General features: G+C 66.4%; 13 protein-coding genes and 1 tRNA gene. 5 read left to right on the forward strand and 9 right to left on the reverse strand.

Going from position 1 to position 11,353, the window contains the following annotated elements:
• The first annotated feature begins 114 nt into the window (after nucleotides 1–114).
• Entirely contained in the window at nucleotides 115–1,113 is a 999-nt protein-coding gene (gene folE2, locus JNN06_RS02125) for a GTP cyclohydrolase FolE2 (RefSeq protein WP_291237962.1), read from the forward strand.
• Nucleotides 1,114–1,157: 44 nt separating this feature from the next.
• Here the strand turns inward: folE2 and JNN06_RS02130 are convergent, their stop codons facing one another.
• The 3 genes from JNN06_RS02130 to JNN06_RS02140 form a co-directional block, all read right to left on the reverse strand.
• Nucleotides 1,158–1,784: a 3-oxoacid CoA-transferase subunit B gene (locus JNN06_RS02130; RefSeq protein WP_291237950.1), complete on the reverse strand. Its 627-nt coding sequence runs from the start codon at nucleotides 1,782–1,784 to the stop codon at nucleotides 1,158–1,160.
• Nucleotides 1,785–1,819: 35 nt separating this feature from the next.
• Nucleotides 1,820–2,527, reverse strand: a complete 708-nt coding sequence (locus JNN06_RS02135; RefSeq protein WP_291237951.1) for a CoA transferase subunit A — start codon at nucleotides 2,525–2,527, stop codon at nucleotides 1,820–1,822.
• Nucleotides 2,528–2,649: 122 nt separating this feature from the next.
• Nucleotides 2,650–3,723: a hypothetical protein gene (locus JNN06_RS02140; RefSeq protein ID WP_291237952.1), complete on the reverse strand. Its 1,074-nt coding sequence runs from the start codon at nucleotides 3,721–3,723 to the stop codon at nucleotides 2,650–2,652.
• A gap of 131 nt (nucleotides 3,724–3,854) precedes the next feature.
• Between JNN06_RS02140 and JNN06_RS02145 the strand changes: the two genes are divergently transcribed.
• A tRNA-Leu gene (locus tag JNN06_RS02145) sits at nucleotides 3,855–3,930 on the forward strand.
• A 99-nt stretch (nucleotides 3,931–4,029) separates the two neighbouring features.
• Nucleotides 4,030–4,509, forward strand: a complete 480-nt coding sequence (locus JNN06_RS02150; RefSeq protein ID WP_291237953.1) for a hypothetical protein — start codon at nucleotides 4,030–4,032, stop codon at nucleotides 4,507–4,509.
• A 148-nt stretch (nucleotides 4,510–4,657) separates the two neighbouring features.
• Here the strand turns inward: JNN06_RS02150 and JNN06_RS02155 are convergent, their stop codons facing one another.
• The 4 genes from JNN06_RS02155 to JNN06_RS02170 all read right to left on the reverse strand — a co-directional run bounded on the left by JNN06_RS02155 (nucleotide 4,658) and on the right by JNN06_RS02170 (nucleotide 7,561).
• Nucleotides 4,658–4,819, reverse strand: a complete 162-nt coding sequence (locus JNN06_RS02155; RefSeq protein ID WP_291237954.1) for a DUF1328 domain-containing protein — start codon at nucleotides 4,817–4,819, stop codon at nucleotides 4,658–4,660.
• 173 nt (nucleotides 4,820–4,992) lie between these two features.
• On the reverse strand, nucleotides 4,993–6,789 hold the full coding sequence (locus JNN06_RS02160; protein WP_291237955.1) for a sensor histidine kinase: 1,797 nt from the start codon (nucleotides 6,787–6,789) through the stop codon (nucleotides 4,993–4,995).
• Nucleotides 6,786–7,370 carry an RNA polymerase sigma factor gene (locus JNN06_RS02165; protein ID WP_291237956.1) on the reverse strand — a complete coding sequence of 195 codons (585 nt, stop codon included), beginning with the start codon at nucleotides 7,368–7,370 and terminating at the stop codon, nucleotides 6,786–6,788. Before JNN06_RS02165 ends, JNN06_RS02160 begins: the two co-directional genes overlap by 4 nt.
• Nucleotides 7,367–7,561, reverse strand: a complete 195-nt coding sequence (locus tag JNN06_RS02170) for a NepR family anti-sigma factor (protein WP_291237957.1) — start codon at nucleotides 7,559–7,561, stop codon at nucleotides 7,367–7,369. The genes JNN06_RS02165 and JNN06_RS02170 overlap by 4 nt, the downstream gene beginning before the upstream one ends.
• Before the next feature lie 132 nt (nucleotides 7,562–7,693).
• On the opposite strand from JNN06_RS02170, the gene JNN06_RS02175 reads away from it, so the two are divergent.
• Both JNN06_RS02175 and JNN06_RS02180 read left to right on the forward strand, forming a co-directional pair.
• The gene (locus tag JNN06_RS02175) at nucleotides 7,694–8,518 is read left to right on the forward strand and encodes a response regulator (RefSeq protein WP_291237958.1); all 825 of its coding nucleotides are present in this window, start codon (nucleotides 7,694–7,696) and stop codon (nucleotides 8,516–8,518) included.
• A 125-nt stretch (nucleotides 8,519–8,643) separates the two neighbouring features.
• Nucleotides 8,644–9,069 carry a PRC-barrel domain-containing protein gene (locus JNN06_RS02180; RefSeq protein ID WP_291237959.1) on the forward strand — a complete coding sequence of 142 codons (426 nt, stop codon included), beginning with the start codon at nucleotides 8,644–8,646 and terminating at the stop codon, nucleotides 9,067–9,069.
• A gap of 60 nt (nucleotides 9,070–9,129) precedes the next feature.
• Here the strand turns inward: JNN06_RS02180 and JNN06_RS02185 are convergent, their stop codons facing one another.
• Both JNN06_RS02185 and JNN06_RS02190 read right to left on the reverse strand, forming a co-directional pair.
• Nucleotides 9,130–10,758 (reverse strand): CHASE domain-containing protein, encoded by a 1,629-nt coding sequence (locus tag JNN06_RS02185; RefSeq protein WP_291237960.1) that lies wholly within the window; start codon nucleotides 10,756–10,758, stop codon nucleotides 9,130–9,132.
• Between the two features lie 248 nt (nucleotides 10,759–11,006).
• The coding region (locus tag JNN06_RS02190; protein ID WP_291237961.1) for a hypothetical protein at nucleotides 11,007–11,353 on the reverse strand (347 nt) is incomplete at its 5' end.

Below are 11,353 nucleotides of genomic sequence, written 5' to 3' on the forward strand. Positions count from 1 at the left end.
TGACATTGAAGGTGGTGCCCCTGCGGCCTGCCGGAACCGGAAGGATGCGACCCCATGAATATGCATGTGCCCGAACGTGACGCCCGCCCCGACGAGCTGGCCGCCGCCCTGGAGATGGTGCGCGATTGGGCTGCCAAGGCCTCGCCCGAGGAAATGCGCGCCATGGGTCTGCCCTATCCGGTGCTGGCGCGCAGCTATCCGGCCGAGTTCACGGTGGATGAGCGCTACAAGGCCGGGCTGCCGGATTTGCAGAACGGGCCGGAAAGCCTGATCAAGGGCGCGCACCGGCAGATTCAGCATGTGGGGATTTCCAACTTCGCGCTGCCGATCCGCTATCGTCGGCGTGAGGGCGGCGAGGTCCAGCTGGAAACCAGCGTCACCGGCACGGTGAGCCTGGAGGCCGACAAGAAGGGCATCAACATGAGCCGCATCATGCGGTCTTTCTATGCCCATGCCGAGGAAAGCTTCAGCTTTGCGGTGATCGAGGCGGCGCTGGACGATTACAAGCGCGACCTGCACAGCTTTGACGCGCGTATCCAGATGCGGTTGCGTTTCCCGATGAAGGTGCCCTCGCTGCGCTCCGGGCTCAGCGGCTGGCAATATTACGACATCGCGCTGGAAGTGATCGACCGCGCCGGTCAGCGGCTGCGGGTGATCCATCTGGATTACGTCTATTCCAGCACCTGCCCCTGCTCGCTGGAGCTGAGCGAACATGCGCGGGCGACGCGCGGGCAATTGGCGACGCCGCATTCGCAACGCTCGGTCGCGCGGCTGTCGGTGGTGGCCAAGCCCGGCGCGACGCTGTGGTTCGAGGATCTGGTGGAGCTGGCGCGGCGCGCCGTGCCGACCGAGACGCAGGTGATGGTGAAGCGCGAGGATGAGCAGGCCTTTGCGGAGCTGAACGCGGCGAACCCGATCTTTGTGGAAGATGCGGCGCGGCTGTTCGCGGAACAGCTGCTGGCCGAGCCCCGGATCGGCGATTTCCGCGTGGTGGCCAGCCATCAGGAAAGCCTGCACAGCCATGATGCCGTCAGCATCCTGACCGAAGGCCCGACCTTCGACCAGCAAAGCCTGGACCCGCGCCTGTTCCAGACGCTGTTCCATATCGGGTGAAAACGCAGGATTGAGGCGGCCCCTGCGCGGGGCCGCCTCTTGTTTTAGCCGACGATGGTGGCTTCGGTCGCGGCGCGCAGCTCGGCCTCGGTCACGCCATCGGCCAGCTGGACGATGCGCAGCCCGCCCTCGACCACATCCAGCACCCCCATGTTCGAGATGATGCGATTGACCACCCGCTTGCCGGTGAGCGGCAGGGTGCAGGCCTTCAACACTTTGGATTCACCGGCTTTATTGGTGTGATCCATCACGACGACGACGCGGCCCACCCCGGCCACCAGATCCATCGCGCCGCCCATCCCCTTGACCAGCTTGCCGGGGATCATCCAGTTCGCCAGATCGCCGGTCTCCGAGACCTCCATCGCGCCCAGGATCGCCATGGCAATCTTGCCGCCCCGGATCATCGCGAAGGATTGCGCGGAATCGAAATAGGCGGTCTGCGGCAATTCGGTGATGGTCTGCTTGCCCGCGTTGATGAGGTCGGCATCCTCGTCGCCCTCGAAGGGGAAGGGCCCCATGCCCAGCATGCCGTTTTCCGACTGCAAGGTTACGTTAACGCCTTCCGGGATATAGTTCACCACCAGCGTCGGAATCCCGATGCCAAGGTTCACATACCAGCCGTCCTGAAGCTCCTGCGCCGCGCGTGCGGCCATCTGATTGCGGTCCCACATGGTCTTTCTCCTGTTCCTGCTTGCGATGATCGGCCTTACTGGGCCGCTTCGCGTTTGCGGGTGGTCCGCTGTTCGATGCGTTTCTCGTGGGCACCCTGGATCAGGCGATGCACATAGATGCCGGGCAGGTGGATGGTATCGGGGTCCAGGCTGCCCAGCGGCACGATCTCCTCCACCTCGACGACGCAGACCTTGCCACAGGTCGCCGCAGGCGGGTTGAAGTTGCGCGCGGTCTTGCGGAACACCAGATTGCCCGAGGGATCGGCCTTCCAGGCCTTGACGATCGAGAGATCGGCGATGATCCCCGTTTCAAGGATGTATTCGCGGCCGTTGAAGACCTTCACATCCTTGCCCTCGGCGATCACGGTGCCGACGCCCGTGGCGGTGTAAAAGCCGGGGATCCCCGCGCCGCCCGCCCGCATCCGCTCGGCCAGCGTGCCCTGCGGGTTGAACTCCAGCTCCAGCTCGCCCGAGAGGTATTGGCGCATGAATTCGGCATTCTCGCCGACATAGGAGGAGATCATCTTCTTGACCTGCCGGGTTTCCAGCAGTTGCCCGAGACCAAAGCCATCGACGCCCGCATTGTTCGAGGCGACGGTCAGGCTTTTGGTGCCGGCATCGCGGATCGCCGCGATCAGCAATTCCGGGATGCCACAGAGGCCGAACCCCCCGGAGGCGATGGTCATGCCGTCGAACAGCAGCCCGTCAAGCGCCGCCGCGGCATTGGGATAGATCTTGTTCATGAAACCCCCTGCAAACTCTCCGCACCCATATGGGGCCGCGAAAAATGCGGTGTCAATCGCTGCACCGCCGCATCGCGCTGCGGCGGTGTCGCGATCAGGCCAGTGGGTCTCAGGACAGCGGGTCAGGCATGCAGCATGGCCCAGCCCAGAAAGGCCATGGCATTGTGCTGGATATAGTCGATCTGAACCTTGTCGCTGGCATCGCCCTTGCGGAATTGCCCGCGCTGGAACCAGCGCAGTTGCAGCGCCAGATTGTCGGTCAGCGTCTCGCGGATCAGGGCGCGCTGGTCGGCGGTGAAGAAGCGAGCCGGATGGCGGCGATCCAGCCAGAGAAAGCGCACCAGCGCCTCCGACCGGCAGGCGATGGGGGTCGATTCGCAGCGCTCGCGATAGGCGGTGTCGGTGGTAATGGCGCTCAGCAATTGGCCCAGATAGCGGCGGCCCAGATCATCGGGCACCAGGCTGTGATCGCAGGCGGCACAGGCGGCATAGGCCATCCAGTGACTTTGCACATCAATGCCATAGCCGCGCTGCATCAGGGCCTCGGCCAAAGGGGCGGTGCGGGCCGGATCGGCGCCGCCCGCAATCAGGCCAAACAGCGCCTCGCCGGTATAATAATCGCTGTGGAACCCGTTATCCTCCCCATCGGTCAGGGCGCGTTTGTGATGGAAATCAGCCACTTGTCCGGGCCGCTCTTGCGACAGCGCGTAATCGCCCAGGCCCGCCATCGTCTCGGCCAGCGCGGCGGGCAGCGGGGCCTTGGCGAGGGCGCGCGCGGGCTGGGCCTTGGCCTGATCGCGCGCCACGCGGTATTCCGACAGCATCAGCAGCGCGAGACCCACCCCGCCGAGCTTGATCTGCCCATTGGTGACGATGGCCAGACCGGGCGCCCAACCGGGCCGTTTCATCCGCGCGCCCGCATAGCCGATGCCCGCCGCCAAAGCCCGGGATTCGGTTTTCAGCAGCGGCAGGTTCAGCGCATTCACCGCCGACAGCATGAACCACAGCGTGCCGCAATGGCGCAGCATGTTATAGCCGGGCAGCACCGCCTCCGGGTCGCCCTCGGCATGGGCATAGATGAAGCGGCCCTCGGGCGTCAGCATGCGGAACAGGTGCATCAGCCCTTCGGCGGCAACGGCCTGCGCCAGTTCGGGGGTGATCCGGGAAGACGGGAGGGCGGGCTTGGGGCTGGGCATGGGACACTCGCATGAAATCGGCCCGAAGCTGGGCGGGCGGAGTGTGCCTTTCGGCAGCGAAAGGTCAAGGTGGCGATGGGGAAAAGGCGGCTTGCCCCGCGCGGCCCGGCGGTCTAACACCTTGGGCGGTCGGCCGAATAGCCCAATGGTAGAGGCAGGGGTCTTAAACACCCTATAGTGTGGGTTCGAGTCCCACTTCGGCCACCAATTGTCCCTTCCGGGAACCTAAACCCCCTTGCTGCGTTGGTATTTCGAACCCCGACAGCAGGGGCGCCCGCAAGCGCCGGGTGCCGGAAAGGAGAGCCGATGTTCGTGCAAACTGCCCTCGCCGCTCTTGGCCCCGCCGCAGCGGCCGTGATTTTTGCCTCGGTGGCGCAATGGCCGCTGCCCCCCGATCTGCCCCCGGAGGCGGGGCCGGTGGTGCATCCGGCCATGCTTTCGGCCTCGAACGGCTATGACCCGGATTTCACGGCCCTTGATGGGCTGACGGTCTATGACGATCTGGGGCATGAGGTGGCGACGACCGAACCGAATTGCCAGCCGCATGAGACCATCAGCACCATGCTGTCGCGCGATTATGTCGAGGCGCCCCGGATGGCCGCGATGACGGAAGGCGGATTGGGGCTGGAGCTTTGGGCCTCGGATGACATGGGGACATGGACGGCGGTGCATCGCGGCAGCGACGGAATCAGCTGTGTGGTGGCCTCGGGGATCGACTGGGGGCCCGCGACCGATGCCCAGGCCTTGCTGGAACGCGCGGTGGACAGTTCTGTCGTGATGTTCTGAGGCTCGATATGGCAGAAAGCCCCGCTTCGGCGGGGCTTTTTTCGTTTGGGCCTGTCAGCGTTAACCGGACAGAAACCCATGCGGGCGCAAAAAAAGGCTGCGACCGAAGTCGCAGCCCAGGGAGACAGAGGGAGGCAGGCAGGTCGTTTCAGCGTCTCACCGCGCGGGCGATGAGGGAGATGACAAAGAGGACGATGAAGATGAAGAACAGGATCTTGGCGATGCCCGCCGAGGTGCCAGCGATACCGCCAAAGCCCAGAGCGGCGGCGATCAATGCGATGACGAGGAAAGTGACGGCCCAGCCGAGCATGTGAATTCTCCTGATATTGTGACGCCTTTGGCGCCTTGGTGTATGGGTCGGCGGGTCTGTGTGCCGATCTGCTGAACCAACGTGCGAACCGGGCTGCGGTTCCCTGATTTTGAGCGGAAATCGCGGGATTTTGCAGAAAAGAGGGCCAGTCTCAGGCCAGTCGCGATGCCGTCTCAGGCCGGGGCGCGGGGCGGCGCGGGCGAGAGGGCGGCGGTGCCGGGCGGCGTGCCGGGGAAGATCAGCTCGACCAGCGAGCGGTCGCCATCGCTGCGGATGGTCAGCTTGCCATGCAGTTGCAGGGCGAATTGCGTCAGCATGCGGCGCGGGATGGCGGCGGGGCCGGACAGCGTCTCGGGGCTGAATTCGGGCACGGCGGGGCCACAGACGCGCAGGCGGATGGTGTCTTGCGGGGCGCCGGGAAGCTGGGTCTGATCGGGGTCGGGCGGGCCACCGAGGCGGCTGAGCGAAATCTGCACCCCGCCCTGGCCGAGGCGGTTCTTGGCCGAGAAGTGGCAGGTGATGGTTTCGGTCAGGGCCAGCGCCAGCGGCACCGCGGCCTGAACCGGCATGCGGATCGGGTCGAATTGCTTGGAGGCGGTGCCAAGGGCGATGCCGTGAATGTCTTTCAGGCGGCGCACGACCCCGGACAGGATCTCGTCCATCGGCACATCGCGGCGCCCGGTTTGCGAATAAAGGCTGGTATGGGTGGCCGAAAGCGCGATGACGCGGTTGATGAGGCCGTCCAGCACGGCGCGCAGGCCGGGATCGGTGGTCTCGCGCCGATACATGCGCATGACCGAGGCGATGACCTGAAGGCTGTTGCCGCTGCGGTGATGGGTCTCGCGCAGCAGAAGCTCCTTGTCGACCAGAAGGTTCTGAAGCTCGGCCTCCTCGCGGTCGATGGTTTCCAGCAGCTGATCATAGACGGCGTGCAGGCGACGGATCTCGGTCGGCGCGGTGGCGGTATCGGGCAGGGGCGCGCGGGTGCCGCTGCCATGGGCGGTCATCGCGCGGGTCAGCGCGCGGACATGGCGCACCACCAGCCATTCGGCGCCAAAGGCCGCCGCGAGCAGGGCGGCGGCCCAGGTGAGGGCGGGCAAGAGATAGGGCGCAAAGGCTGACCCCAGCCAGTTGTGCGCCTCCTCCGGTTGCCAAATTGCGGTGAGGAAGAGGTCATCGGCGACGGCGGCGACCGAAAGGATGCGCTCGCGCCCGTCGGGGCTGGTGACAAAGCGCGGCGCCCCGGCCTCGGTCGCGAGAGTGGTGGGGGTGACGCCCTCGGGCATCAGGCGCCGCTCCTCGGCCTCGGGGAGGGAACTGGCCAGCCGGGTGCCATTGCCGGTGAAGGCGAGGATGAGGGCGGGCTGCCACAGGGCGCTGTCTTCGGCGCCGTTCTCGGCATAATCGCTCAGCGTGATGGCCTGATTGGGAATGGCGATGGCCGCCACGCCGATCTGGCGCCCGCCCGCATCCAGCACCGGATGGCTGATGCCGATGACGGCGCGACCGGAAACCGGGCCATGTGGGTTGAACACCAGCGTCGGCTCGGGCCGGGCAATCATCTGGTTGAACACCGGATCGCCCGCGAAATTGTGCCGGCGGCCATTGGAGGCGCAATCCATCTGGCCCGACATCGGGATATAGCCCATCACGCTGGCCTCGGGCACCGCCTTGGCCAGCGCGCGCAGCCGCGCCACGCATTCGGCGGCCTCGGGCAGGCCGCGCCCCAGATCCTGCGCCAGCAGGCGCACCGTGGTCTGGGCGTCGCGGATCATGGTGATCTGCGGCTCTACCGCCTGAAAGGTGGCGCCGCCGATGCCATCCAGCGTGGTTTGGCGGATCTGCTCGCGCGCCATCTGCGCCTGCACCATGGACAGCACGCCCAGCGGCAAAAGCGCAAGCACCAGCATCGAACCCAGACGGAACCCCAGACTGCTGGTCGAGCTGAGGGCTGTGCGCAGCGCCTTCAATGCGCCGCCGCGGGGGAGCGCAGGACGACCGCCTGCATGGCCCCGTCGCCATCGCCGAACATGGTTTCGCCCTCCTCCAGCTGCAACAGCTCGGCCAGGCGCTTGCGGGCGCGGCTGGCGCGGCTTTTCACGGTGCCGACCGCGACGCCCATGGTTTCGGCGGCCTCCTCGCAGGAAAAGCCCGAGGCCCCGATCAGGATCAGCACCTCGCGATGTTCGGGAGAGAGCCGGTCGAAGGCGCGCTGGAAATCGCGCATGGCCAGGCGGCTGTCATGGGCCGGTTTTTCGGAGAGGCTGGCGGCAAAGGTGCCCTCGCTGTCCTGCACCTCGCGGCGGGTCTTGCGCAGGGTGGAGTAATAGCTGTTGCGCAGAATGGTGAACAGCCAGGCGTCCAGATTGGTGGCGGGGTCGAATTTGTCGATATTGGACCAGGCCTTGAGGATGGTCTGTTGCACCAGATCATCGGCCAGGGTGACATCGCGGGTCAGGCTGATGCCAAAGGCGCGCAGGCGCGGGATCGCTTCGGCCAGCCGGTCCCTCGGGTCGGCGCCGGGGGTGGTTGCAACGCGTTTTGCGGTCATGGCGTATCACCGGTCCCGGATTTGTCAGGGGTGGAGGCGGCGGTGCCGTTCTTGAGCTGGGCAAGCAAATCCTTGAAACGGTCGGGCAATTCCTCGGAAAGGGCCTGCGCATAGACGCGCTTCAGATTTTCGTCGATCTGCGCCCGGATCGCCTGACGTTTGGGGGTGTCGTCTTCGTTCGCGCCTGCCATGGTCTCACACGTTTCATTGTCACATCGGATTACCGCAGAAATTTCGCCAAAATCTCCACATGCTCGGGAACCAAACGCCCTACCTGCGGGTTAGGTTCCCGGAACAAGGAAAAATAATTGGAGTTTTTTTCCATGAGTGCACAGGACGCGACCATTCAGGATGCGGCTGATCTTTCGGGGCTGATCGCCCGACACCTGCCGTATTTGCGCCGGTATGCACGTGCCTTGACGGGAAATCAGTCCAGCGGGGACAATTATGCCGTGGCGGTGCTGGAGGCGGTGGTGACCGATCCCGATCTGGTGGCGGCGCGACCCGATGCGCGGGTGGCGCTGTTTGGCGTGTTTCACTCCATCTGGCAAAGTTCCGGGGCGCCGGTGGCCGAGGCCGAGACCGGGCTGGGCGGCGCGGCGCAGGCGCATCTGGCGCGGCTGACCCCCAATTCGCGCGAGGCCCTGCTGCTGTCGACCATCGAGGGTTTCACGCTGGATGAGGTGGGGCAGATCATGGGCCTGACGGGCGAGGAGGCGGCGCGGCTGGTCTCGACCGCGATGCAGGAAATGGAGGCTTCGGTCAGCGGCTCGGTGTTGGTGATCGAGGATGAGGCGCTGATCGCCATGGACATCACCGATATTGTGGAGGGGATGGGCCATCGGGTGACCGCCAATGCCCGCACCCATCGCGAGGCGGTGGATCTGGCGGCGGCAGAGCGGCCCGACCTGATCCTGGCGGATATTCAGCTGGCCGACAATTCCTCGGGCGTGGAGGCGGTGAACGAGATCATCGCGCAATTCGGCGATGTGCCGGTGATTTTCATCACCGCCTTCCCCGAGCGGCTGCTGACGGGCGAGCGCCCGGAGCCGGCCTTCCTGATCAACAAGCCCTATACCGAGGAACAGGTGCGTTCGGCGGTCAGTCAGGCGATGTTCTTCGCCTCGACCGAGACGCTGCACGCCTGAGGCGGGGCAGATATGACACAGGTGCGACAGAGCGGGGCGCCGGGGGGAACCGGCGCCCCCTGTGGCGTGTTTCTCCTCTGAAGGCGCGCCCCGGGCGAGGGGCGCGTATCGGAAAGGAGACTGCCATGATGTTGCGAAATCTGGTGCGCGCCGTGGTGCCTGTTGCAGGGCCTGCGGCGGCTCTGGTGGCGGCTCTGGCCGCGACTCTGGCCGCAACCCCCGTGCAGGCGCAGGCCGCCTTGCCGCCGGGCCTGGAACCCGTGCCGCCGGAAACCTGGACGGCGGAGATGCTGCTGGGCGCCGAGGTGCGCGATCTGGCGGCGGAAAGCGTGGCCGCCGTGCGCGATGTGCAGCTGAGCCCCGAGGGCCGGTTGCAGGGCCTGCTGGTGGAGATCGGCGGGCTGTGGGGGATTGGCGCCCGCACGGTGGCGGTGCCGCTGACGCAGGTGACGGTGGCGCGGCCCGCCGATGCGCCGGTGAAGGGCGAGGTGCGGGTGCATCTGGCGATCAGTGCGGATGCGCTGAAATCGCTGCCCGAGGTGGAGGGCTGACCGAGGTGGAGGGTTGACAGGGCAGGGCGCTGACGGGGAGGCCCCCGCGCGTCGGCGGCGTCAGGCTTGCAGAGCGGGTTTCAGCGGGAAATGCAGGCGGATATGCAGGCCTTCCGGGGTGAAATCGCGGGTCAGATGGCCCGCCAGTTCGCCCTGCAAGCTGGCCTCGATCAGCCGCGAGCCAAAACCGCCCCGGCCCGGCGCTGCCGGTTTCGAGGCTGCGGGTTTGGGCGGCTGGGGTCGGGCGGTCTCGATCCAGTCCAGCGCCAGCTGGTGATCTGCCGTCACCTGCCAGCGCACCGCCAGCCCGCTGCCATGGGCCGAAAGACCGCCATATTTCATCGCATTGGTCACCAGCTCATGCGCGATGAGGGCGAAGGCATGGGATTGCCGCTCGTCCAGCCGGACGGGCGGGCCGTCGATCAGGTGATCGACCTCGGCCGTGTCGAGGCATTGCTGCAATTCCCGGCGCAGGATGGAGGCCAGATCGGCCTGCGGCACGGCGGTGCCCGCCAGCACCTCCTGCGCGCCGGCCATGGCTTGCAGCCGGGCATCGAAACTTTCGGAAAAGCTGCGCAGATCGGCGGCAGAGCGGGCGCTTTGCCGCGCGATGGATTGGATGCGCGCGATGTGGTTCTTGATGCGGTGCTTCATCTCGTCGATGAGCAGGCCGCGATAATCGGCCTCGCGCGCGGCGGCGGCGGCCAGATCGCGGGCGCGGGCGGCCTCTTGCTGGCGCGCGGTCATGGCAAAGCCGGTGGCGGTGGCCAGAAGGATCGAGGCCGCAGCCATCAGCGCCGTGCCGAAATGGCGCAGGGCGGAACTGCCGGTTTCCTGCACGTGAAACACCCATTGCCGCCCCAGCACCTCGGCCACGCGGGTCAGGCGGTGGCCATCGGTCTCGCCGGGCGGCAGGCCATCGAACAGCACCTCGCCCACCGCCCCGGCATCCGTCACCCGCAATGCGATCGACAGCTCTGGCCCGGCGGCCAGCGCGGCGTGAAACAGATCGCCGCCCCGGAAGGGCGCATAGACAAAGCCCGCCACCGGCGGCCCGCCCGCCACCGGCGTGCCGGAATAGGGCAGGTAGATCAGGAAGCCGGTCTGTTTATTGGCGGTGATCTCCTGCACCAGCTTGACCGGGCCGGTCATGCGGGCGCTGCCGCTGCTCATCGCCTGTTCCATGGTGCGGCGGCGGCTGGGATCAGAGAACATGTCAAAGCCCAAAGCGGCGCGATTGCGGCTGTCCTGCGGTTCCAGCAGCACGATGGGGGTGCGCCAAGGCTGATCGGTCGTGGTGGGGCGCAGGGTGACATCCTGGCCGTAATGCAGGCGAATCTCGGTTTCGGCCTGTGTGGACTGGCGGGCCGGAATCATGCGGGCAAAGCCGATGCCCTGCACGCCGCCCAGCTCCTCCTGCCCGTCAAAGGCGGCGAGGAAGCGGCGGAACTCCTCGCGCGAGACGGCGCCGCCCGAGGCCGCGAACAGCCCCTGCGCCGCGCGCAACATCACAAGATGCTGGCGCAGCCGGGCAAAGACCCGGTCCACGGCCAGATCGGCCTCGCGTTGAAACTGCGCCACGGCGCGCTGTTCGGCGCTGCGATGCACGGCGAAGGTCATGCCCGCGCCCAGGATCAGCGCGAGGCTGAAAGCGATTTGCGGCAGGTAAGGCCCGAGCCGTGTTCTCACCGCATGCCCCACAGGTTCAAATCGCGCCCGACCATTGCGGCGGCGTCATGGCATCAGTGACGCTCTGCGCGCGCGGGGTCAACATGTCAGCGGCGGGCAAAGCGGCAGGTGACGCGAGGACAGGGGGCCGGAACGGCGCTGAACCCCGCCCCCCGAAAGGGAGGCGGGGCAGGGCCGTGCCGGGCTTTGGACCTGAGACGGGTCCCAGCCGCGCGAGGCAAGACGCAGGGGCGGCACGGCGCGTGGGGTTATTTCAGCCGGGCGACGACCTGATCGGCAAAGCTGGTGATCAGGTTCTGATAGGTTTCCGGCGTGCCGATCTCGGCCATCTGGATCTGGTCGGCCGAAACGCCCTCGGGCAGGATGATCTTGCTGGAATCCATCGTGATGCTCAGCTCATAGGCGTCGAAATTGCTGTTGTCGGTGTCATCGGTGATGTTCACCTGACCCATCAGCACGGCATCGCTGAGGTTCAGCGCGCGTTCAAACACGTTGGACAGCTCGACCTCGCGGATGTCGACGCTGATCTTGGCGCCGGTCTCGGCCATGCGGTCGGTCAGGCGGGCGCCGATGGCGGCCTCCAGATCCTTTTCGA

The sequence above is a fragment of the Gemmobacter sp. genome, from assembly GCF_016792925.1.
Classification (GTDB): Bacteria; Pseudomonadota; Alphaproteobacteria; order Rhodobacterales; family Rhodobacteraceae; genus Gemmobacter.

What these genes read in the sequence shown, in the direction of transcription:
- folE2 (WP_291237962.1), top strand. Translation starts at nt 115, where the DNA reads ATGGTGCGCGATTGGGCTGCCAAGGCCTCGCCCGAGGAAATGCGCGCC.
- JNN06_RS02130 (WP_291237950.1), bottom strand. Translation starts at nt 1,784, where the DNA reads ATGTGGGACCGCAATCAGATGGCCGCACGCGCGGCGCAGGAGCTTCAG.
- JNN06_RS02135 (WP_291237951.1), bottom strand. Translation starts at nt 2,527, where the DNA reads ATGAACAAGATCTATCCCAATGCCGCGGCGGCGCTTGACGGGCTGCTG.
- JNN06_RS02140 (WP_291237952.1), bottom strand. Translation starts at nt 3,723, where the DNA reads ATGCCCAGCCCCAAGCCCGCCCTCCCGTCTTCCCGGATCACCCCCGAA.
- JNN06_RS02150 (WP_291237953.1), top strand. Translation starts at nt 4,030, where the DNA reads ATGTTCGTGCAAACTGCCCTCGCCGCTCTTGGCCCCGCCGCAGCGGCC.
- JNN06_RS02155 (WP_291237954.1), bottom strand. Translation starts at nt 4,819, where the DNA reads ATGCTCGGCTGGGCCGTCACTTTCCTCGTCATCGCATTGATCGCCGCC.
- JNN06_RS02165 (WP_291237956.1), bottom strand. Translation starts at nt 7,370, where the DNA reads ATGACCGCAAAACGCGTTGCAACCACCCCCGGCGCCGACCCGAGGGAC.
- JNN06_RS02170 (WP_291237957.1), bottom strand. Translation starts at nt 7,561, where the DNA reads ATGGCAGGCGCGAACGAAGACGACACCCCCAAACGTCAGGCGATCCGG.
- JNN06_RS02175 (WP_291237958.1), top strand. Translation starts at nt 7,694, where the DNA reads ATGAGTGCACAGGACGCGACCATTCAGGATGCGGCTGATCTTTCGGGG.
- JNN06_RS02180 (WP_291237959.1), top strand. Translation starts at nt 8,644, where the DNA reads ATGATGTTGCGAAATCTGGTGCGCGCCGTGGTGCCTGTTGCAGGGCCT.